Source organism: Streptomyces sp. NPDC055239, from assembly GCF_053606205.1.
In genome coordinates this window covers 61,860-82,252 of sequence record NZ_JBSGRD010000013.1, presented here as the reverse complement: position 1 = coordinate 82,252, position 20,393 = coordinate 61,860, and the positions used below count along the sequence as shown (strand labels likewise).

At 66.9% G+C, this 20,393-nt stretch carries 21 protein-coding genes and 5 pseudogenes; 13 read left to right on the top strand and 13 right to left on the bottom strand.

The window, feature by feature from the left end; translation table 11 throughout:
• Positions 1–116: 116 nt before the first annotated feature.
• Positions 117–848 (bottom strand): SDR family oxidoreductase, encoded by a 732-nt coding sequence (locus tag ACWFRJ_RS33670; RefSeq protein WP_453539606.1) that lies wholly within the window; start codon positions 846–848, stop codon positions 117–119.
• A 136-nt stretch (positions 849–984) separates the two neighbouring features.
• On the opposite strand from ACWFRJ_RS33670, the gene ACWFRJ_RS33665 reads away from it, so the two are divergent.
• Positions 985–1,575 (top strand): TetR/AcrR family transcriptional regulator, encoded by a 591-nt coding sequence (locus ACWFRJ_RS33665; protein ID WP_453539603.1) that lies wholly within the window; start codon positions 985–987, stop codon positions 1,573–1,575.
• 41 nt (positions 1,576–1,616) lie between these two features.
• On the opposite strand, the gene ACWFRJ_RS33660 is transcribed toward ACWFRJ_RS33665, so the two are convergent.
• From ACWFRJ_RS33660 to ACWFRJ_RS33630, 7 genes and pseudogenes are all read right to left on the bottom strand, one after another.
• Complete coding sequence (locus ACWFRJ_RS33660) at positions 1,617–2,039, bottom strand: hypothetical protein (protein WP_453539600.1); 423 nt, start codon at positions 2,037–2,039, stop codon at positions 1,617–1,619.
• Between the two features lie 249 nt (positions 2,040–2,288).
• Positions 2,289–2,528: a hypothetical protein gene (locus tag ACWFRJ_RS33655; RefSeq protein WP_453539597.1), complete on the bottom strand. Its 240-nt coding sequence runs from the start codon at positions 2,526–2,528 to the stop codon at positions 2,289–2,291.
• Between the two features lie 123 nt (positions 2,529–2,651).
• Positions 2,652–2,955 (bottom strand): annotated as a pseudogene (locus ACWFRJ_RS33650) (MmyB family transcriptional regulator); the annotation flags it as partial.
• 336 nt (positions 2,956–3,291) lie between these two features.
• Positions 3,292–3,711, bottom strand: a complete 420-nt coding sequence (locus tag ACWFRJ_RS33645; RefSeq protein ID WP_453539594.1) for an FKBP-type peptidyl-prolyl cis-trans isomerase — start codon at positions 3,709–3,711, stop codon at positions 3,292–3,294.
• A gap of 362 nt (positions 3,712–4,073) precedes the next feature.
• Positions 4,074–4,184: pseudogene (locus ACWFRJ_RS33640) on the bottom strand (type 1 glutamine amidotransferase domain-containing protein); the annotation flags it as partial.
• A 49-nt stretch (positions 4,185–4,233) separates the two neighbouring features.
• Positions 4,234–4,687 (bottom strand): annotated as a pseudogene (locus tag ACWFRJ_RS33635) (transposase); the annotation flags it as partial.
• Between the two features lie 39 nt (positions 4,688–4,726).
• Positions 4,727–6,835 carry an ATP-binding protein gene (locus ACWFRJ_RS33630; RefSeq protein ID WP_453539591.1) on the bottom strand — a complete coding sequence of 703 codons (2,109 nt, stop codon included), beginning with the start codon at positions 6,833–6,835 and terminating at the stop codon, positions 4,727–4,729.
• A 725-nt stretch (positions 6,836–7,560) separates the two neighbouring features.
• On the opposite strand from ACWFRJ_RS33630, the gene ACWFRJ_RS33625 reads away from it, so the two are divergent.
• Entirely contained in the window at positions 7,561–8,199 is a 639-nt protein-coding gene (locus ACWFRJ_RS33625; protein ID WP_453539588.1) for a nucleotidyltransferase domain-containing protein, read from the top strand.
• A 179-nt stretch (positions 8,200–8,378) separates the two neighbouring features.
• Positions 8,379–8,567, top strand: coding sequence for a DUF6192 family protein (locus ACWFRJ_RS33620; protein WP_453539585.1), 189 nt, complete (start codon positions 8,379–8,381; stop codon positions 8,565–8,567).
• Positions 8,568–8,839: 272 nt separating this feature from the next.
• Here the strand turns inward: ACWFRJ_RS33620 and ACWFRJ_RS33615 are convergent, their stop codons facing one another.
• The gene (locus ACWFRJ_RS33615; RefSeq protein WP_453539582.1) at positions 8,840–9,445 is read right to left on the bottom strand and encodes a SigE family RNA polymerase sigma factor; all 606 of its coding nucleotides are present in this window, start codon (positions 9,443–9,445) and stop codon (positions 8,840–8,842) included.
• Between the two features lie 424 nt (positions 9,446–9,869).
• Here ACWFRJ_RS33615 and ACWFRJ_RS33610 point away from each other — a divergent pair, with 424 nt between their 5' ends.
• The 7 genes from ACWFRJ_RS33610 (at position 9,870) to ACWFRJ_RS33580 (ending at position 15,312) form a co-directional block, all read left to right on the top strand.
• Positions 9,870–10,778, top strand: coding sequence for an alpha/beta hydrolase (locus ACWFRJ_RS33610; protein WP_453539580.1), 909 nt, complete (start codon positions 9,870–9,872; stop codon positions 10,776–10,778).
• A 578-nt stretch (positions 10,779–11,356) separates the two neighbouring features.
• Entirely contained in the window at positions 11,357–12,142 is a 786-nt protein-coding gene (locus ACWFRJ_RS33605) for a hypothetical protein (protein WP_453539577.1), read from the top strand.
• Positions 12,143–12,398: 256 nt separating this feature from the next.
• The gene (locus tag ACWFRJ_RS33600) at positions 12,399–12,572 is read left to right on the top strand and encodes a hypothetical protein (RefSeq protein ID WP_453539574.1); all 174 of its coding nucleotides are present in this window, start codon (positions 12,399–12,401) and stop codon (positions 12,570–12,572) included.
• A 506-nt stretch (positions 12,573–13,078) separates the two neighbouring features.
• A complete protein-coding gene (locus ACWFRJ_RS33595) occupies positions 13,079–13,786 on the top strand; it encodes a TMEM175 family protein (protein WP_453539571.1) in 708 nt (235 codons plus the stop codon).
• 266 nt (positions 13,787–14,052) lie between these two features.
• Entirely contained in the window at positions 14,053–14,568 is a 516-nt protein-coding gene (locus ACWFRJ_RS33590; protein WP_453540243.1) for a competence protein CoiA family protein, read from the top strand.
• Between the two features lie 230 nt (positions 14,569–14,798).
• Positions 14,799–14,957: a hypothetical protein gene (locus ACWFRJ_RS33585; RefSeq protein WP_453540271.1), complete on the top strand. Its 159-nt coding sequence runs from the start codon at positions 14,799–14,801 to the stop codon at positions 14,955–14,957.
• Positions 14,958–15,024: 67 nt separating this feature from the next.
• On the top strand, positions 15,025–15,312 hold the full coding sequence (locus ACWFRJ_RS33580) for an STAS domain-containing protein (protein ID WP_453539568.1): 288 nt from the start codon (positions 15,025–15,027) through the stop codon (positions 15,310–15,312).
• A 309-nt stretch (positions 15,313–15,621) separates the two neighbouring features.
• Here the strand turns inward: ACWFRJ_RS33580 and ACWFRJ_RS33575 are convergent.
• Positions 15,622–15,807 (bottom strand): annotated as a pseudogene (locus ACWFRJ_RS33575) (transposase); the annotation flags it as partial.
• A gap of 85 nt (positions 15,808–15,892) precedes the next feature.
• Positions 15,893–16,525, bottom strand: coding sequence for a hypothetical protein (locus tag ACWFRJ_RS33570; RefSeq protein WP_453539565.1), 633 nt, complete (start codon positions 16,523–16,525; stop codon positions 15,893–15,895).
• Between the two features lie 53 nt (positions 16,526–16,578).
• Here ACWFRJ_RS33570 and ACWFRJ_RS33565 point away from each other — a divergent pair, with 53 nt between their 5' ends.
• Complete coding sequence (locus tag ACWFRJ_RS33565; protein WP_453539562.1) at positions 16,579–16,977, top strand: transposase; 399 nt, start codon at positions 16,579–16,581, stop codon at positions 16,975–16,977.
• A 69-nt stretch (positions 16,978–17,046) separates the two neighbouring features.
• A complete protein-coding gene (locus tag ACWFRJ_RS33560) occupies positions 17,047–17,679 on the top strand; it encodes a histidine phosphatase family protein (RefSeq protein ID WP_453539559.1) in 633 nt (210 codons plus the stop codon).
• Positions 17,680–17,791: 112 nt separating this feature from the next.
• Here the strand turns inward: ACWFRJ_RS33560 and ACWFRJ_RS33555 are convergent, their stop codons facing one another.
• On the bottom strand, positions 17,792–18,376 hold the full coding sequence (locus ACWFRJ_RS33555; RefSeq protein ID WP_453539556.1) for a DinB family protein: 585 nt from the start codon (positions 18,374–18,376) through the stop codon (positions 17,792–17,794).
• Between the two features lie 76 nt (positions 18,377–18,452).
• On the bottom strand, positions 18,453–19,130 hold the full coding sequence (locus ACWFRJ_RS33550) for a leucine-rich repeat domain-containing protein (RefSeq protein ID WP_453539553.1): 678 nt from the start codon (positions 19,128–19,130) through the stop codon (positions 18,453–18,455).
• A 940-nt stretch (positions 19,131–20,070) separates the two neighbouring features.
• Between ACWFRJ_RS33550 and ACWFRJ_RS33545 the strand changes: the two are divergent.
• A pseudogene (locus ACWFRJ_RS33545) lies at positions 20,071–20,285 on the top strand (IS701 family transposase); the annotation flags it as partial.
• Positions 20,286–20,393 lie beyond the last annotated feature (108 nt).

Below are 20,393 nucleotides of genomic sequence, written 5' to 3'. Positions count from 1 at the left end.
TGGCCAGTGAACCGGGTGGCCCGCTGGCCCGCGCAGGGCGCGCTGCAGACCCGGGGCCCGTACACATCGTGGGCGATGAGGGCGAGGGCGGGGGTGGGCTGTGTGGCTGTGCAGACCTATCCCTGGGCGGTGGGGCGAACGACGATGTCACCTACATCGACACCGTCCGGCTGTTCGATGGCGAAGGCGATGGCGCGGGCCACCGCGTCCGGCGAAAGGCCGATTTCCATCAACTTGTCGATCTGGGTCTTCACGGCCGGATCCATGCGTTCCGCGAAGTCCGTGCGGACGGCGCCGGGGGAGACGACGGTCACGCGCAGGTCTTCGCCGGCCTCCTGGCGCAGGCCCTCGGAGATCGTGCGCACGGCGTTCTTCGTGCCGGCGTACACCGACTGGAGCGGCACGATGCGCAGTCCGGCCGTGGACACGGTGTTGACGAAGTGCCCGAAGCCCTGCTCCCGGAAGACGGGAAGGGCTGCGGCGATCCCGTACAGGACCCCTTTGAGATTGACGTCGATCATCTCCTCCCAGTCCTCGACGCGCAGGTCATCCAGACGGGAGATCAAGCCGACACCGGCATTGCTGACGAGGACGTCGAGCTTGCCGTACCGATCGCGTGCCAGCTTGACGAGGCCGGAGAGGTCCTCGCGTCGCGTCACGTCCGTGCGGGCCCAGACGGCATCACCGCCGGCCTTTTCGATACGGGCGGCCAATGCCTCAAGACGCTCCGGACGGCGTGCCCCGAGGACGATCTTCGCGCCGCGCTCGGCGAGCAGAAGCGCGGTCGCTTCGCCGATGCCGCTGCTGGCGCCCGTGATTGCTACGACTTTTCCTTCGATTCCCGACACGACTGACAGTCCTTCCAGAAGAGGAGTGAGGGCAGGCCAGGCCCATGCCCTAAAGTGAAAGTGGAGGCGCCGCCACTTCATCGACACTAAGTGGCGGCACCTCCACTTAGCAAGTGGAGACAGGGGAGAACCATCGATGGCTCGAGACGCAGGGCGCCCGCTGAGGGCTGACGCGCAACGGAACCGGGACAAGATCCTGGCCGCCGCGGTGCGGGTGTTCACCGAGGAGGGACTGGATGCGCACTTCGAGCGCATCGCCAAAGAAGCGGGCGTGGGAACCGGCACCCTCTACCGCAACTTCCCGACCAGGGAGGCTCTGATCGAGGCGGCGTACCGCAACGAAGTGGCCCGGCTGTGCGACGCCGTCCCCAGTCTCCTTGCCGCGATGTCGCCGCCTGAGGCCCTGCGAGCCTGGACTCGCCGCTTCATCGACTACGCCACCGCCAAACTCGGCATGGCCGACGCCCTTCGAGCCGTCGTCCACTCGGGAACCAACCCCTACGCCGACAGCCACGAGATGATCCAGGCCGCCCTGTCCTCCCTCATGGACGCCAATACCGCTGCCGGAACGATCCGGTCCGACATCAGCCCGACCGACATGTTCGCCGCCCTCGCCGGTATCGCCCTCACCTCGGCCAAGCCCGAGCAGCGAGAGCAGGCCGAACGCCTCCTCGACCTCACCCTGGACGGACTGAAACCCGCGCCGCCGCGGCTCCCCGAAAACTGACGGCAGAAGCCCGGACGTCACCGAAACTGCTGTTCGGCGTCCTACTTCAGTGCTCGTGCAGAGCCCGAGTTGCGCATCGCTGTCTTCTCATCGAGCCCGAACATCTCGGCGCGGTGAAGCGGGTCGGGCCCCCTTTGGTCAGGGCCTCTTCGAGTTGCCGGTCGACGCGGACCCGCTCCAGCGTCGCCCTTCTTTTGTACGTCCTCGAGGATGGCGGACAGTTCGCGGCCGCTCGCCTCGGAGGCCACGGCTTTGCGGAACATGTCCATCTGGCTGGGATCGGGGTACCACCAGGAGTTGGTGCGGTAGTGCCAGACGGAGAAGACCTGGTAACGGGGGTCGGCGTCCGCGACCTCGTTGAGCAGGGCGATCATCGGCTGCCGGACCAGGCGTTCGCGATCCGCGCTGTAGCGCTCGCGGGTCGCGTGGGTCGGTTCGCCCTGGAGCTGCCACAACACGTCCATGGCCTGCTCCGGCCAGCCAGTGAACTGTCCGCGCGTGCGGGCAGGCTAGCTCACGCATGGCCCGCGCGGGGAACGAGACGGGTAGGGGTTGGCCCCGGACAAACTGGGAGGTGCTGTGGCGGGTTCATCGGCGACCGTGCGGGAGGCTGATCGGTTTCCGCGGGGGGAAGGACGGAGGTCCGGGCCTGTGAGGGTGCCGGACCTCCTACGTGGTGAGTCAGATGATGGTCAGGTAGGCCAGGTGGCCTGTCATTTCCCGGAGTGGTCGATGACGTTGCCGTTCGAGCAGTTGTTGACGTGGTCGGAGACGTAGTCGCCGAGGACCGGTACGACAGCGACTTCCTGAAGGCAGACGGCGGCGGCCGTGAAGTTCCAGTTGTTCGCCGCGTTCACGCCGCCCCCGAAGTTGGAGTCGTCATCGGCGTGTGCCGCAGGAGCCGCGAGGGACAGGACGAGAGCCGGGAGCACCCCGAGCAGAAGTTTCCTCATGGCTGCATGTACGCACGAAGAAGCGAGTGCTGTGCGCAGCTTCTGAAGAAGACGATCAATGTTCACCGCGACGGATCAGAGGACCCCGCGGTTCGACTCCGCCAAGCGGAGTGGGTCGGCAGCGGGGGTGTCGGGAGCGGTGCCGGCGATGGCGCGCAGGCGGGCGACGCATGCGGTGATCTGCCGGTCCCAGTCGGTGAAGAGGTCGCGGGCCTAGCGGGCTAGGTTGCGCTGTTTGACGGGCCAGTCGTCCAGGCCCGCGTACAGGGCCAGGCCGCCGGGGTCCCAGGCAGGCACGTCTACGCTGCGGCTGATGACGTAGGCCGGGTTCGGACGCAGTGACTTCAGGAGCAGCTTGAGGCGGGGGCGCACGGTGCGGCTGGGCTCGGGATGGGGCGGGGACGTAGCGGGCCGCGCGGGCGGCGAGCCCGCACGGGTGTCCAGTGGGGGAGTGCGGCCGTCTGCTCGGCGCTCGGTTGGTGCGGTGGGGGCTCGCAGAGTGGAAAGGAGCAGATGAGTCACGCGGCGGGTCGTCAAGGAGGTCGCGGCCCGCGTGATCTCCAGCTGCATGCTCGGCGATCGTAAACGTCGCCGCATGATGGACGGACCTCCTGGCCGCGCCTGATCGGCCCGGTCGGCGCGCGATCTCAGCGGTGCCCGCCGCGGCGTTCACGCTCGCCGCCATGGCCAGGAACATGACCGCGAACACGACGCGTGCCGGCGTTGCTCCTACTGCCTCCTCGATCACGCCGCAACGCCGGGTTCAGGCCGAGCCGGTCAAACCGGGCCGCGTTGCGGCGGTCCCGTCCACGACCGAGAGCAGGTCCACGACGAAGATCAGCGTCGAGTTCGCCGGGATCAGCGCAGAGGGTGACTGCCTGCCGTAACCAAGACGCGGGGGAACGATGATCTCGCGCCGGCCGCCGACCTTCATTCCTCTGACCCCGCGGTCCCATCCCTTGATGGCCCTGCCGCCGCCCACGGCGAACTTGAACGGGCGGTCTTGCTCCCAGGAGGAGTCGAACTCCTTTCCGGACGCGAAGGTGACTCCTACATAGTGAACCCGGATGACCCTGCCCGGCTGAGCCTCGGGTCCATCCCCCACCACGAGGTCCCGGGTCGTCAGCTCGGCGGGCGCGTCACCTTCGGGAACCTTGATGGTGGGCTTCGTCAGTTCGCTCATCACGGTCCCATCGTTCGCCACCGGAGTCTCTCTCACGGGTCGGCCGGCCGCATGGACATTCCATGGGTCAGAAGATCACGCTACCGGCAATGCTGGTGCTCTGATGCGCTCCCGGTGCCGTGGAATTCGGCTCTCGGGCCCGGGGGACTTACCGGAGCCAGAGTCGGCCATACCCTGCGGGCGCCGGGGAGGGGCCAGGACTCATCGATCCGAGCGGTGTGACCAGTCGGTCATCGCCAGGGCTGGCAGCCTCGCGACCTGACTTCGCCGGCTGTGCAACACCGCATGAGGAGGGGCTCGTTGACGATCCGCCCGTACTCGGGGTTGCCGGCCGGGTCGTCGCCGCAGGCCGAGCGGACGGCGGCGGCCAGTTCGACCAGGTGGTCCTGGAGCAGCCACTTGGCGGCGGCGGCGAGGCCGACTGCGGATTCCTCCGCGTTGGTGAACGCGGTCATGCGGTAGCCGGCGCAGGGCCAGCTGGGTCGGGGTCCTCGGTCGCTACGGCGCAAGCTGATCGCGAGTGGCTATGTTGACGACCAGGGGCAGTCCGTTCGCATCCGACAGGACGTGCATCTTGGTACCCGGCTTGCGCCTGTCCACCGTACTCGGACCTGTGTGTTCGCCCCCCTTTACCGCGGACGTGGGCGGTGTCGAGTACGACGGGGGTGACGTCAATGAGGCCGTCGTCGTCGAGTTGGTGGAGCACGGCCTTGTGCAGCCCGCCCCAGACACCGGCTGCTCTGGACCAGATCGGGAACCGTCGATGAGCAGTCGACTTCGAGATCCCAAAACAGGGCGGCAGCTGTCGCCAGGCGCATCCGCTGACCAGCACATAGATGATCGCGGCGATCAGCGTCTCATCAGGCGTATCCGGCGTCCCGCCACCCTTTGGCCGTACTCTCGACGGCGGGAGCAGCGGCTTCGCGATTTCCCACAAACCGTCTGGAACAATCCAACTCCACTTCCCCTGGCCCATGTTGAGGTACTACTCCGCCTCGCCAGATACGACAACGTCTTAGGTCGTGTGCAGGACGGTGGCGAGGCCGTCGTCGACATTGATCTCCAGGCCCTTGCGGAAGGCCGCCTCGTAGGCCGTGTCACCGATGGTCTGCTGGGCACGGCGCTCGCAGGCCTGGCGGATGGCGACGAGGCCGGGTGAGTCCATCTGAGCGCTGCCGATGATCTGCCAGACATGCCCGCCGAGGCCGAGCAGCCAGGCCGCCTGCTCCGCGTCACCGTCGGCCAGGACCGCCGAGGCCAGCGCGTCCAGGACCACGGCGATGCCCGTGGTGTTGTGGAGTGCGTGGTGTCCTTCGATCGCCGCCCGGGCGTGCCTGGTGGCGGAGCCCGGGTTCCCCTGGCCGAGATCCACCATCGCCCGTAGGTAGTCGGCGTAGGAACACACCCAGCGCTCGCCGTAGCGTCGGCAGTCCGCCCGCAGGGCATCGGCCACAACCCGGGCACGGGCGAACTCCCGCAGGTGAAGGTGGGCGTACAAGCGGGACAGGCGAATTTGAAGCGGGGCGATCTCGTAGCGGGCTTCGCCCACACGCTGGTACGGGGCGCCATCCAGGACCTCGGACGCACGGGCCAGCTCTCCCCGCATCGCCAGGCCCATGCCCAGGACCGCAGCAGCCGCTGCGGCAGCGCCGCTGTTTTCCTGCCCCGGCTCCGACGCTGCGTCCGTACAGGAAACTCCCCAGTGGACCGCGGCCTCCAGGTCCCCCCGCGCGAACGCGAGGGAGCTGCGGGCGAACAGCGCCCAGGTACGGGCAGGACCCGGCTCGGGATCCCGGCCCAGTACCAGGTCCAGATAGCGCTCCCCGTCCCGGCTGAACCCGCAGTGCCGCCAAAGGAACCCCAGACACCCGGCCATCTCCATGCAGGTGTCCTGTCCCTGAGCCTTGAGGCAGAAGTCCATCGCGGCCCGCATGTTGGCGTGCTCGACGAGGCCGCGCTCGCACCACAGGACCTGGTCCGGCCCTGCCCACTCGTCACAGCCTCGTCGGGCCAGCCGCAGGTAGTGCTCCTGGTGCCGCCGACGTGCCTGCTGCTCCTCGCCGAGCCCGTGCAGCCACTGCTCGCCGTACTCGCGAAGGGTGTCGAGCATCGCGTACCGAGGACCGCAAGAAGCGTCCGTCCGCTGCACGATGGACTTGTCAACCAGCCCGGACAGCAGCTCCGGCCCCCGCGCGTCGCTGATCGGCCCACCGGTGCAGACAGCTAGGGCCGCCTCTTCGTCGAAGCCGCCGGCGAACACCGAGAGCCGGGCCCAGGCCAGTCGCTCCAGCGGGGCGCACAACTCGTGGCTCCAGCCGATGGTGGTGTGCAGCGCCCGGTGCCGGGGCTCGCCCCCGCCCCCCGGCGCGCGCTGCGCGGTGAGCGTCTCGAAACGGTGGTGCAGGCGATCGCTTAGCTGGTCCAGGGACATCTCCAGGAGCCGGGTGGCGGCAAGTTCGATAGCCAGGGGGATGCCTTCCAGGCGGGCGCAGATCCCGCCGATCACCGGACCGTCCTCCTTCGCGAGGACAGTCCCGGGTGCGACAGCGCGGGCTCGTTCCAGGAAGAGCAATGCCGCCTCACTGCCCGCGCCGGTGGGGGGACCGCAGGGTGAGGTGACCGGCAGCGGGGGGACCCGCAGCAGACGCTCGCCGCCAAGGCCCAGGGGGCGGCGGCTGGTGGCCAGAATGCGCACCCCGGGAGCAGTCACCAGCAGCGCCTTCACCACCTGGGCGCACTCGGTGACCAGGTGCTCGCAGCAGTCCAGGATCAGCAGTAGCTGTTTGTCGGCCAGCCATTCGGCCACCACCTCGATCGCTGGTCTGGTCGTCTGATCGGCCAGCTGAAGGGCTTCGTAGACGGCGAGTGCGATCAGGTTCGGGGTCGGTTCGTGCAGCGGGGAGAGCTCGGTCAGCCATACGCCGTCGGGGAGGGCAGCCCGTGCCTCGGCTCCGGCGCGACGGGCCAGACGGGTCTTGCCCGCCCCGCCCACCCCAGTCAGCGTCACCAGCCGGGCCCCGGCCAACCCGTCTGCGACGGCGGCCAGTTCGGTCCTTCGTCCGACGAAACTTGTCACCTCGGCGGGCAGATTTCCCACAGCCCACCCCAGCCGGACCTCTTCCATAGTGGTCGCCTCCCGAACCCCGGCCATGATCCACTGCCCGAGCCGAGTCTGGTCCCTGGGTACTGCCCGCGCTGCGGATGCCATGTAATGCCCGACTTTTCGCACGGAGCGCTCACATGGTCACAACACCGTGCCCCGTTCGATCATCTTCTGTATGTCACCGGCCAGCGAGCTCTGTGCACGGTGGGGCGAAGTCTCGTGCCCCAACGCTGAAGGCTCGACCTCAGCGTTGGGGCAGGCTGCTCAGGATGCGCTCCAGCATCTGAAGGCGGCCTTCCAGGGAAGCCCCGGTGTGCACTACCGCGTTTCTCCTTGACCACAGCCGTGGTCAAGGAGAAACGCACCGCACCGTCCGCACTCGATGGACGGCCTGGAGTTCAGCAGAACTGAGACTTCTTCGCAGGGAACTCCGGACGATTGAGGGGCTCTTTTCGTGACGGGGGTGGGAGTTCTTGGGAGCCCGGTGGGGGCGGAGTCGGGTTCGTTGTTCGACACGCGGTGCCGGGTATTCGTTTCGTGGGTGTGGGGTTGTGCAACGTGGCTTTCTGTAGGGCTGTTGGTGGGGCGAGGGAGATGTTGGGTGGGGCATGCCTTCGAGGGTGGGTGCGTCTCCTGCCGACCGAGGCGGCTGGGCGGTGAAGCCGTATCCGTCCTGGTAGTGGGCCTGACTCCGGTGGCGGCAAAAGAGCCGTACCGGGGTCGGGTTGCAGCAGTAAGTTGTAACGATGACCGAATCCCTGCCGCCCGGCGGCGCTGTGCTCGATGTGGACGAACTGGAGGCCCGCTGGGCGGATGCCTGGCGTCCGGAGCAAGTCGCGGAGCGGTTGGGCGACATCGATGCGCCCTGGTGCGTCGCGGCGGGGTGGGCGCTGGATCTGTTCCGCGGAGGACAATCGCGGCCGCACGGCGATCTGGAGATCGCGGTGCCTGCGGCGGGGTTCCCGGAGATTCGGCACCACTTCCCCGAGTACGTGTTTGACGCTGTGGGTTCGGGGCGGGTCTGGCCGGAGGCGGAAGCTGAGACGCTGGCGGCCACGCATCAGACTTGGCTGCGGGATCCGGTGAGCGACCAGTTCCTGTTTGACGTCTTCCGTGAGCCGCACGAGGGCGGGACCTGGATCTGCCGACGGGACGAGAGGCTGCGGCTGCCGTACGACGCGATCATTGAGCGAACTGCGGACGGGATCCCGTACCTGGCAGCGGAGTTGGTGCTGCTGTTCAAAGCTAAGGCGACCCGGCCGAAGGATCAGGCGGATTTCGAGGGGGTGTTGCCGCTGCTGGATCAACCGCGGCGGAATCTCCTTCGTGGCTGGCTGGAGCTCGTCCACCCAGGGCATCCATGGCTGGCCGAGCTGGCAGGGTGAGTGGTGCAGTTCAACCTCATCGCTTGATCATCGTGGTCACTCTCGAAGAGCCGCCCCTTCGAGGATTGAGCGGGCGGAGTTCGCGTAGCGGATGGCGGTGGCGGCGCTGATGCCGAAGACAGCGGCCAGGTGGAGGAGGTCGGGCCCGCGGTCGAGGGCTCCATCTGTTGCGTGTCCCGGTGGACCGTCCGCGGATGTGGACTCCCTGCCAGGCCAACCGACGAGTCGGCCACCAGGTCGCCCAACGCGTCTCGCCCCAGGAGAAGATCAATGCGATCCATACTCTGGAGGGCGTGAGACAGACAGCCGCAGCCCCGGCTGCGGTTGCGGCTGCTCTACGGTGCGATAGGTCTAGGTGTCTCGTCTGATGGGGAGGAGGCGGGTGAAGGTGACGTGCTGTTGCTCGGGCTGGCGGGTGGGGGAGTGTCGGCGGGGGCTGATGGGTCGTCCCGAGAGAGGAGCCTTGGCAGCACGAGGAGGACTGCTGCCAAAGCTGCGGTCAGAAGGACTATCGCAGCCTTGCGCAGTCCGGGGTGGATGACCATCCGTGCGCGGGTCGATGGTGGGAAGGCGGGGCGGAGGCCGGTGACTTGGTCGGCCCGGGCGCGCAGCGTGGCGCGAAGGCGGTCCTCGACGGCTGTCATGGCGTCTCCTTGAGTCTTCTGGCCAGAGCCGTGAGTGCCCGGCTCGCTGTGGACTTCACCGCACCCCTAGACAGGCCCAGGGTTGCTGCGATGTCCGCTTCGGACATGTTCGACCAGTACCTGAGGACGAGGACCTCCCGCTGGCGCACGGTGAGCAGTCTCAGTGCTCGCAGCACTTCCTGGTGTTCTTCCTTGAGGAGGATCTCTTCTTCCGGTGGTGGTGCGGGGAGGATGCGCGGGGGGATGTAGGCGCGCACGGTGCGCCTCCTGCGCAGCACGTCCCTGGAGGTATTGACCACGCTGCGCCGTATGTACGCCTCGGGATCGGCGATGTTGTCGAGCGTGTTGCCCTGTCGTCGGTAGAGGGCTGCGAAGGCTTCCTGGACGACATCTTCGGCTGTGGGGATGTCGTCGACCAGGAGGACGGCCAGGCGCACGAGGTCGAGCCTGCGGTGGCGGTACAGTCTGTCGATTTCTTCCGACACCGTGCCGGACAGACGGCCCTCGAGGTCCGATCTGTTTCGGTCGGGGGAGAGGCGGGCCAGAAGCCATCGCCACCGGCTGCGCGGGAAAGAACCTTCACAGGCGGAAACGGCAGCCATCAACGCCTGTTCCTCGCGGGCGGGGTGGTGACGTCCTGACGCTGTGTGTGTCGGCCGTCATCCGGTCTGGGGCGCCGTGGGGACGTCGGGCGGATGCTGCCACGGATGGTTTCCCAGCGGATTATTTCTGGCATATGCGTCAACCTAGTGCGTGAATCGAGCGGTTCAGGGCTTTCAAGAGGTGCTCTCTACTGGGAAGGACGTGTGGGGCGCCGACAGGTTGCAGTTCACCGCGCGGTGCGGGCGTGTGGCTGTGGCGTGGCCTGTCCGTTTCCCGCTTCCGGAACATTGATCGTCGCGGCCTGCAACCTCGGGCAGGTCCGCACGTCTGTCAAGGCGTAAGGGATGTTCCGATCCGGTGCGGACGTGCGTGTCCGGCATGCGCAGGACACGTCGCCGTCGGATGTGAGACCTGAGGAAGACTGTGCTGAAAGTCAGAGCTGCTGCCGCCGCCGCGCTGGTGTGCCTGGGCCTGGTGTCGGGCTGTGCGAGCCCGGCCGACGGGTCCGGACATGACCCGAAAGCGGGAGCTGCGACGTCCACCGCGCCGGTGCCCTCCGGGGCACGGAGCAGTGCTCCCGCAGCACCGCCGGATCATGAGCCGGCCTCGTACGAGCCGGGTTCTCCCGACCGCACGGTGCGCACGGCACGCGGGTATCTCGTCAACACGTGCGTGCCCAAGGATCTGAGGAGCAAAGCCACCACGCTGACGACCAGCGACGGGGTGCATCTGTCGGCGCTGGTCCTGGGGGATGGGCCCGACGGCGTTCTTCTGGATCACGAGCAGGGCTACAGCATCTGCTCGTTCGTCGACATCGGGCGGCAGCTGGCGAAGCGTGGCTACCACGTGGTGATCCCCGAGTACCGCAACCACGGTGCGTCCCAGAAAACGGCCGTCAACGAGCACATTGACCGGGATGCCCGTGCCGGACTGGCGGAACTGCGACGTGTCGGCGCGAAGAGGGTGTTCCTGGCGGGGGCGTCGTGCGGGGGGACGACGGCAGCGGTCGCCGGGGTTGACACGCCCTTGCGGGTGACGGGCCTGTTGATGATGTCCTCGCCTGCCCGGTGCATCGGGGCGGACGCCGTGGCGGCGGTGAGGAAGCTGAGCGTTCCGACGCTTCTTGTGGTGTCGCCCGGCGACATGGAGGGCGCGGTGGAGAAGCAGGTCCGTGAGGTCTATGCGGCCTCCGTCGCCCGCAAGAAGGAACTGGTCATCGACAAGAGCGGTTTCCACGGAACGGACATGATCAGGCGGGCAGGTGCTTCCGGGGCCACGTTGCAGGACCGGGTCATCCAGTTCGTGGTGGACTCCTACGCCGCCGCCCGCTGAGGACGGCCTTCACCTTCACCCCGGGCAACGGCCACGAGCGGGACCGGACGCTCCGGACCGGCCCTGTACTCACCGAGAGAGACATGATGAAGCGACACAAGCGCACGAGGACTTCGGCTCGGCTGCTGGGCCTGTCGGCGGCGGTGCTGTCCGCCGCAGCGGCAGCCTTCACGTATACGGCCGCAACCGGTGCCGCGGCACCGAACGAGGCGACGGGACGGAGCGCGACGCCTTCGTCCGGATCCACCAGGACGGTCCGCTACGACCTGGGCAATGAGGCCTGGCACCTGCCACAGACCGGTCAACCGGTCGAGCTGACAGGGGTGGTGCACTACCCCGCCGACCTGGGCACGGGGCGGCATCCACTGATTGTGATGCTGCACGGCTTGCACGATACCTGCGCCGATCGGAAGGCAGACGCAGCTCGCACAGCTGCCGAGCACGATGGTGACGACGCTGCGTATGAAGCTGCCAATGCCAAGCTGTCCGCCTGGCCGTGTGCGTCGGGAACACCCGTCCTGCCCAGTGAGCGCGGATACGACTACCTGGGGCGCAGGTTGGCCGCTCAGGGGTTTGTCGTGGTCTCGGTCGGTGCCAACGGCATCAACGCCTCCTCCGTGTGGGGGGATGACAACGCTGCCACGCGGGCGGATCTGATCAACCGGCATCTGCGTATGTGGCAGGAGCTCAGCTCCAAGGGCAAGGGTGAGCTCGTCGGGAAGTTCGCCGACCCGGCGACCGGAGCGGCGCGACGCGTCGGCTTCGCCCACCACGTGGACATGGGCAACGTGGGGATCATGGGGCATTCCAGGGCAGGGGCCGGGGTCACCTGGCAGGCGGCTGACAGCCATCGGAGGCAGTGGCCCGAGGGCGTCGACGTCAAGGCGGTGGCGGCTGTGGCGCCCGCCTACAACGTGATGACGGAGGACATGTCCAACTACACGATCACCAAGACCCCCTTCGCCACCTTCCGGGGGACATGCGACGGACAGGTTGGCGGTGAGGCACTCTCGTTCGCGGCCGACGCGGCCAAGGGGAACCGGAGCGGCTTCTACCGGTTCGCGATCCACGGGGCGAACCACAACTACTTCAACACGCAGTGGTCGCCGCAGAGCCGTCAGGTCGCGGCCTCCGACGACGCCACGCCGGTGGAAGGACACCCAGGGCAGTGCACTGACCGTGAGGGTGCGGCGCCGGCCAGGCAGCTGACCGAGCCGCAGCAGCGCCATGTCGGCGCCACGTACCTCGGCGCCTTCTTCCGCCGCTACCTCCTCGGCGACACCGGGCAGGACCAGGTACTGACGGGGGTGTGGCATCCCGACGCGGCCATCACCGACGTGGACGTCACCACCGCTGCTCCCTGAACGGCAGCCGTCTGCGTAAAGGGTTCTCCGTTCGCGCGCCGCCGGTCCACAGGACATTTCCTCGCCTCGTGTACGGGGCAGCAACCACGTAGGTGTCCCAACTCCGGTGCACCCCGTATGCGTGCGACGGGAATCGGCTTGTCCACCACACACCGGTCGTCGGCCGATTCCGACGGCCGGCCCTTTGGGGAGTATGCAGGTCGGGGCGCCGCTCGGAACAGCCCGGCGATCACGTCGAGAACGGAGTTTCGCCGGTATGGAGGAGTTCTTCCGGGCGGCGGGATGGGACCTGACGAATCCGATGCCCGAGGACTGGGCCGTCGACCTGAAGTCACTGGGGAAGGTCGGCGAGGCCGTGGGTCAGGTCGTTCTGGGCCCGCCGCTGAACCCCGGGGACACCATGCCGGAGCGGTACCTCCAACGCGGCTGAGCCTGCCGTCCGGCTCCATGGGGGACTCGGCCCTGCCCAGGTGCCCAAGCGCAGACATTGTTTGGGGGCGACCGTCCTGGTCGGCAGACGTCTCTAGCGTGGGAAGGCTCGTGAGTACTGGAAGTGCTGGTGGCCGACACTTCCAGTGCCACGTCACGGATAACGGCAGGGGACGAAGCTCGCCGACGCCGTCCTCACAGTCCTCGTCCGGCAGCCCGTCGTTGGGCATGCTGCGCACACGCAGTCCCCGACCACCCGCCGCCGGCCCTCGGACCCACCCTCCGTCACCCCGCTCGTGCTCCGCCCGACCCGCGACGCTCCGCCCGTCTCCATGAACATCTAAGGACACCCATGAACACCGCCCGCACACCTCTCTATCTCGAGTGAGACACAGGTGTCGACGACGCACTCACTTAGAGTCCACACGGGTCGTCGCGACGTCCGCGACCAGCAATTCCGGCAGGTGCGGCAAGCCCTGGCGGCCGAGCGAGGAAAGGTGCGAACGCATGAGTGTCAGTGGTGCTGCCAATGAGACCGGCACGGGAGGGCCCGACCCGGCAGAGCCGTCGGTTCCCGCTCCGGACGGCATCGAGGGGGGTGCCTCAGCTGAGCGACTGGTGCTGTTCACCGACGCGGTAGCCGCGATCTCCATCACCCTGTTGATCTTGCCGCTGGTGGACCTCGTCCCGGAAGTCGCGTCCGCCCACGAGGCTCCCAGCAGGGTGATCACCGATAACCTTGCCCGGATCTGGAGCTTCCTGCTCAGCTTTGCGGTCGTCGCGAACATCTGGCTGGAGCACCACCGGGCCTTCTCAGCCACGAAGGTCACCCGCTCCCTGATGGTCTGGAACATGGGGTGGCTGCTCACCGTCGTCGTGCTCCCCCTCCCAACGGAGATGATCGGCTCCTTCGGCGCTGGCGACCGGTTCACGATGGTGTTCTACCACTCGGTCCTCCTGGCCAACTTGGTGTGCCGGTTGGGGATGCTGAGGATCCTGAAAACCACCCCGGGGCTGATCGAGGGGGACGGCTCAATGGCCCGCCGGTGGACCGCGGGCTTGTACACCGAGGGCTACCTCAACGTCATCGCCCTGGCCATCGCCTTCGCCGTCGCGTTTGCTGTACCCGCGCTGCAGTACTACACCCTGGTACTGCTCGTCGTCCCGCCAAGGCTGATGCGCTTCCGAGGCCGGCGCGCTGGCCAAAAGGGATAACCCCCTGATCCTGGGAAGGCCGGTTCCGGAGGTCTCCGGAACTGGCCCTGCGGCGTTCCTCCCGGTACTTCCGCATGCCGCCCTGGGACATGCTCGTCGTCCGCTTCGCCAACCGTCGTTGGGGTGTGTGGGACGTTCGTGTGAAGTGGTCCCTGGGAGGTGCGGGAGCGAGGCTGATCCTTTGGAGTGGACACCCTGACAACGGAACTTGATGGTCCAGAGAGGGATGTCCAGGTGGGACGCAAGTCTCCGTACGCGGAGGAGTTCTGCGCCTGGAGCAGTGGACGCAGGATTGCGACCGGCGGGCCGATGTCGAGGTGCTGCTTTGCGACAGCACGAAGCTCGCGCTGGAGGCGCAGCGCAAGCTCATGACCGACGACGGGTGGCGGGCCCGCCATCGGGACTATGCGCGCCAGGGCGTGGTCGACGTCTGGTTCTGGCGCCTGCGGGTGCACTTCCCGCACGTCGTGCTCGAGGCGGGACTTCCGGTGTGGTTCTACTCCGTCGCGAAGCGGGAGGCGGCGACGTCACTGGGGCGGCCGCACCCGCAGGTGCACCAGTGGTGGCAGGCGCCGTACCTGTCGGTGTTCGGGCTGCACCACCCGCCGTGCGCGCTGGATGAGTTGGAGCGGGTGACGCTGCCGCTCGGCTCCCTGAGGCTGGGGGCGGGCGGCGCGGTGCTGTCCCAGGACCTGCAGAAGCGGTTGCTCGAATCCCAGCGGGAGTCGGGGGAGGAGGCGAAGCGGCGCAAGGACAGGGAGCCGCCGGGTTGGGCCCGTTAGGTCTAAAGATCCCAACCAGATCTGATCATCCACCTGGCGATGGGGCCCGGATGCGCATATGCAGTCGAGAGCGGGGCACTCGGGTGGAGCACCGCACGTGCCCGACAGCCGCTGAGCGTAGTGGGCAACAACTGCACGGCGCGCGGCACGGAGCTGAGGGAAGGGCACGCTGTGGGCTTGGCAGAGACAAGTTTGCGCGTGCCGAAGGAGAAACTCGGAAGATCGGATTCGTGATGATTGTTCTTGGACTGATTCTACTGATCATCGGCCTGCTGGTGGGTATGTCCCTGCTGACGACGGTTGGCGGAGTGCTCATCCTGGTCGGCGCGATCCTTTGGGTCCTCGGAGCGACGGGACGCGCAGTCGGCGGACGTAAGCACTACTTCTGAGACTCATGTCAGTGGCTCTTGATGTCACTCGTGGTCTGTGGAGGGTGAAGAATGTGACGTGTGACGTGTGCCGAGTGATCCGCTGAGGAGGCCCGTCCGTGTCATCTCAGAGTGGACGTGTCTCGTCCTGGTCCTGCTCGAAGGCAGCCCGGACGAGGAAGGCGATGCAGAACTCTTGGGACTCGCCCTGGAGTCGGCCGAAGGCGCTGGCAAGCGTGTGATCGTCGACCTGTCCGGTGTGACGTACTTGAGTGCCATGGCCCTGAACGAATTGCTGATGCCGCTGCGCCACGGCAGCATGCTGCCGTGGCTGGCCGGTCCGCTGAGTCGTCCGTGGAGTGCCTGTTGTCGGTGACGGGGACGGATGGCCGTTTCCGTTTCTTCTCGACGCTGGCCGAGGCAACACGGGCAGCCCGTGAAGAGGACATGCCTCCGCTCCGAGGTCCGTGCGACGGGTGCCTGGTGCGGTGACGGAGGGCGGTCGGTCGGTCGGGGATGCGGCGTGCCATGAAGGTGATGCCGGCCCAGGTGATGAGGGTTTCGGAGTGTTGGACGCGCCGTTCGTAGTCCCCCGTGTGACGGGGGGCGTTCATTGATCCAGGCGAGGCTTCGACGGCCCAGCGGGCGATAGGGCGGGCTCAGACGGACATCCCGGTGCGCAGCTCAGTATCGCCAGCGCCTTTCTCAGCCCGCCCACGTCGATGTGCCCCCGGTTGAGCGCGTCGTACAACGCCCCGTGCCCATGCCGGTGCTCGGCCAGCAACGTCAGATCGACCGGCGAGGTTACCGGGGCGTCCTCACAGTGCATCGCGTCGCACAGCTCGAACAGCGTGTCACCGCGCCGAGTCAGACGCGTGTAGAGGTCCTCCCGAAAGTGTGACGTGAAGTCGAACGCCGCGTACCGGGCACTGTTCGAGCCCCGTGGCGAAGGAGGTTCAGCCGACTGTCAGTACATCGGCCAGGCTCACAGCGGGGCAGCCGAGCATCTCCGTCAGCACGCGACGCTGGCGCTCGGTCAGGGTGGACAGGAAGAGCGCCGCGTCGGCGTTGGTCTGCTCGCAGAGCGCGGCTACTTCACGGACCTTTCCATAGCTCAGGAGAGTCCGAGAGGAATAGGGGAGGGGCATCTTCCTGGCCCCGCCGTCCGAGACACCACGGCGTTGAACGATACGGCCCACGACGCGCACGCCGTGTTCCGTCGCCTGCTGGGCCGCCGTGTCCATCAACACGGCGAAGTCCTTCTGCTTGCCGGAGAAGTAGCCCACGAGTACAACATCAGCTCCCTCGACCATGGCCGGAGCCTGATGCCGGGCCGGTAGCGGCCCCACGTGGCGGGCTGTTCGTCGATCGCGCCTTCGATCCTGATGCATGGCCTTCAGGCTAGAGGGGCTGCTGCCTGAGTCGATATAGGTTTCCCCGACCGGCACAACCAACGTGATCATTCCGCTGTGGGGGCGACCGAGGTTGAATGCAAACTTCTGCCCCTGGAGCCAGGGTTCGGCTCCGGACAGACGTGTTGGCGACGTCTGGATCGCTGGCAACAGGCAGGGGTCTTCGACCAGTTGCACCGGATTCTGCTCGCGAAACTGAATGCGGTCGGCGAACTCGACTGGTCCCGCGTGTGTGTGGACGGCTCCCACGTCCGCGCAAAAGAGGGGGAGCCGCGACCGGCCCGTCGCCGGTCGACCGGCGCAAGAAGGGCAGCAAACAGGCCATCCCCGCCGACGCCCCGACGCCCCGACGCCCCGACGCCCTGCTGGGCGACAAGGCGTACGACTCGAAGGCCGTCCCCCGGGAACTGCGCAACCGCCGGATCCTGCCAGTGATCTCCCGCAAGGGCGCCCCGAACATCAAGGGCCTGGGCAAGCTCCGCTACGTCGTGGAGCAGACCTTCGCTCTGCTCCACCAGTTCAAACGCCTCGCCGTCCGGTGGGAACGACGCCTCGAACTCCACGACGCCTTGCTCTCGTTGGCCGGCAGCCTGATCTGCGGGCGACGACTCAGAAGGAATAGATCGTGATCGCGTTGGCTAAGGTAGCTGGCCGCGACCTGCAGGACAGGACGCCAGTTTCCCGAAGGGCAGGCTCTCGTGCGCACTCTTTACGTCGTCACCCACCCAGAGGCGACGCACCACGTCGAGGGAGTCGTTGGCGGATGGCACGACTCCTCTCTGACGCCCACCGGCCTCCGCGCAGCGACCTCCATCGCCCAGGCGCTTCGGGCCCAGATCCCGGACGGTGGCGAGGTTGACCTGTTCTCCTCGGATCTGCAGCGCACCCGGCAAACCGCCGAGGAGGTAGCCGAACGGTTCGGCGTGAAGTCGATCCTTGACCGCAGGCTGCGGGAGAAGTCCTACGGTGAGGCTGGGGGAAGGCCGCAGAAGTGGCTGGACCGACGATTCGTCCCGCCGCCGGCTGCCGGGGAACGGATGGACCACGACGAGGGCGTGGAGGGCGCCGAGACAAAGGCGGAGTGGGCGCAGCGCATCTATACGGCCATGGACGAGATTCTGCGGCGTCCGCGCGAACACCAGATCATCGTGACGCACGGCGGCTCACTGACCTTCGTCGTGGCGTCCTGGATCAAGATGCCGATCGAGTCGGCCGGTTACGCCAGTTTCCGGGCCTCTTCCGGAAGCATTACCACGCTGCACGAGGACGACTTCTTCCACAACCGCCAAGTCGTCAGCCTAGGCGACACGCACCATCTCGACTCCGTGTAACGGTGAACCATCGCCTCGACCGCACTCGACCAGGGCGCCTTAGCAAGATCCCGTTACGGGCTCTAAGGGTGACTGCGGCCCAGGTGATGAGCGATTCCGATTCTCTGAGCTATTAAGCCTTGATTGGTGCGGCCGTCCTGGCGACCTGCTCGATCTTCGCGAAGTAGGCTGTACGGGCTTCCTCGTCGATCGGCTGCTCGTTTTCGGCGCGCACCCCGGTCCGGCCGTCGACGCCCTCGCGCAGGATGTCGGCGTGCCCGGCGTGCCGGACGGTCTCGCCGAGGACATGGACCAGAATGGCGAACAGGTTCGTGTTCGGATAAGACTCCGACCACCAGGGCACGTGGCCGGGGGCATCGAGGGCAAGCTCGTTGATCGTTGCGTCTGAGTGTTCCCACGTGCGCCGGTAGAACCCAATGATCTGATCGCGCGTCTCGTCCTCGGCCGCCCACTGATCGCTGCCGTCGGAGTCCTGCCACCGGCACAGCGCTTCCGGAGAAGGGCGGTCGAAGACGTCACCGAAGTACCTCGCCTCGACCGTGGCCACATGTTTGACCAGGCCGAGGAGGTTGGTCCCGGTCGCCGTCAGGGGTCGGCGCGCGTCGTATTCGGACAAGCCGTCGAGCTTCCAGAGCAGCGCCTCACGGTCCCGCCGCAGTCTCTTGTGCAGGTTGTCCTTCGCGAACTCATCGATCATGCGGCACGAGCCTGCCACGGGCTGCTCATGGTCTCAAGATCCCGTAGATGGTCGGCAACGACTGGCGGAGTCTCGCTCATGTCAAGACGACGCATCCCTGCCGCTCGAGTTCGGTCAGTAGCGGTAGGGAGGGGTCGATCTCGTTCCATCGCAGATCCAGCTTCTCGAGCGAGGGAAGCAGGGTGAGCCAATCAGGCAGCTGGCTGAGACGGTTGCTCCGCAGGTCGATCTGACGTAGCCGCGGGAGGTGGGCCAGTGACCGCGGCAGCTCGGCCACTGAATTCTCGCGCAGGTCCAGATGACGAAGTTCGTGCAGTTCAGCAGTCGACGGCGGCAAGTGCTCGATCGTGTTTCCTCGAAGCCAGAGCTCACGCAGGTTGCGGAGTTGGCCGATGGATCCGGGCAACGTGGTGAGCCGGTTGTGCTGTGTCCTCAACTCGATGAGGCTGGTCATCCTCCCGATGGCCTCGGGGAGGGTAGTGAGGGAGTTCTCACCGATGTTGAGGTAACGCAGCCGGGTCAGCTTTCCCAGACTCTCCGGAATGCGTGAGAGCTGGTTGTCGTGCAAGTAGAGGCAGTCGCTGAGCTCGTTGAGATTACTCAGTTCGTCGGGTAGCGACTTGAGCGCGTTGTGGCCAAGGTCCAAGGTCGTCAGCCGGTGCAGTCGCCCGATTCGTGGCGGGAGGGCCGTGAGCCCGTTGTTCGCAAGGATCAGCACGCGGAGTTCAGTCTGTTGCCAGACTGAGTCGGGCACCTCTCCGAGTTCTTGGCGCCATAGGTTCAGTGTGTGCCTCACGGCCTTCTCGCCTTCGTCAGCGGTCTTGGGCCTCGATTCTCATCCAGTCCGGAACGGGATCAGCCAGCCTCGGCATGTTTAGTGCGTGCGTGCGCGGGTGTTGGCGAGGCGGTAGGCATCCCACCCTGGTAACGCGTCAGGCGGCCTGAGTGGAGATCTCTGTCCGTGGCTGCCCGGGGAAGGCTTTCGACTCGCCGTCGGGCCGTTTCGAGGATCGCTGCTGCCACCGGCCCGTATCCATCTCCTGCGGTCCTCGGTGGTCTTCGCGGTGGCACTCGAATTCTCCGGGTGCTGCCTTGATCGGTCAGGTGCGAAGAAGGTGTGACGTTCAGGCCGAGCGCGTCGAGGCGTTTGTCGCCTCATGGCGGGCCTGCGGGTTCAGCTCGATGACGGTCGAGAATGACATAGGCCTGCTGGAACGGACGCTGATAGCGCTGGGCCGGCCCGCGTGGGACGGCACGCCGGAGGACATCGACCGCGTCGTCGGCGATCCGGCCCTCGCCGGGTGGGCGGCATCGACCCGGCGCGAGTATGTGCAGATCTTCAAGGGCTTCCACCGGTTCGTGCAGGTCCGCAAGGCTGTTGAGATTAAAGCGGGGTTCGGTGTCCCTCTGGTCTGCCCGGTGGACGAGTTCAACGCCGCGCGGCATGTCGGGGAAGATTCCCCGGCTCGACTGCCGGCGCTGACCCCGGAACGGGTGGCGGAGTTCTTCGACTTCCTCAAGGCCCGGATCGCCACCGCCCGCAAGTACGGGCCCGCGGCCCGGGACTACGCAATGTTCCGGACCCTGAATCACGTCGGCCTGCGTTCGGAAGAGGTCTCCCTGCTTGAACGTCCCGATGCCCACTTCTCGCGGGGCTCGTTCGGACAGCTCCACGTACGTTTTGGTAAAGGCGCCCGCACTTCCGGCCCCTGGCCGCGCTGGTTCGGCTCGCCGAACTCCGCTGGCGCATCGAGTACGACTACCGGGAGATGAACAGGCCCTCGGGCTGGCCCACTTCGAGGGCCGCACCTTCAATGGACGGAACCACCACGTCACCCTCGTTCACGTCGCCCACGCCTTCTGCACCCGGCAAGGCCCCGCCCGGGCACCCCAAGACGCGGCGCCTGCCCGACCTGCCACCGCGACATACCAGCGCCAATACAGACCTGACCGAGCCCTGCTATACGAATGGCATAGGCGTCCGTCGGTGCAACTTCCCGTCGTTTCGGGAGTCTTA

Coding starts and splice junctions, on each gene's coding strand:
- ACWFRJ_RS33615 (WP_453539582.1), bottom strand. CDS start 9,445: ATGGCTGCCGTTTCCGCCTGTGAAGGTTCTTTCCCGCGCAGCCGGTGG.
- ACWFRJ_RS33595 (WP_453539571.1), top strand. CDS start 13,079: ATGAGTGTCAGTGGTGCTGCCAATGAGACCGGCACGGGAGGGCCCGAC.
- ACWFRJ_RS33660 (WP_453539600.1), bottom strand. CDS start 2,039: ATGGACGTGTTGTGGCAGCTCCAGGGCGAACCGACCCACGCGACCCGC.
- ACWFRJ_RS33630 (WP_453539591.1), bottom strand. CDS start 6,835: ATGGAAGAGGTCCGGCTGGGGTGGGCTGTGGGAAATCTGCCCGCCGAG.
- ACWFRJ_RS33645 (WP_453539594.1), bottom strand. CDS start 3,711: ATGAGCGAACTGACGAAGCCCACCATCAAGGTTCCCGAAGGTGACGCG.
- ACWFRJ_RS33665 (WP_453539603.1), top strand. CDS start 985: ATGGCTCGAGACGCAGGGCGCCCGCTGAGGGCTGACGCGCAACGGAAC.
- ACWFRJ_RS33625 (WP_453539588.1), top strand. CDS start 7,561: ATGACCGAATCCCTGCCGCCCGGCGGCGCTGTGCTCGATGTGGACGAA.
- ACWFRJ_RS33600 (WP_453539574.1), top strand. CDS start 12,399: ATGGAGGAGTTCTTCCGGGCGGCGGGATGGGACCTGACGAATCCGATG.
- ACWFRJ_RS33655 (WP_453539597.1), bottom strand. CDS start 2,528: ATGAGGAAACTTCTGCTCGGGGTGCTCCCGGCTCTCGTCCTGTCCCTC.
- ACWFRJ_RS33555 (WP_453539556.1), bottom strand. CDS start 18,376: ATGATCGATGAGTTCGCGAAGGACAACCTGCACAAGAGACTGCGGCGG.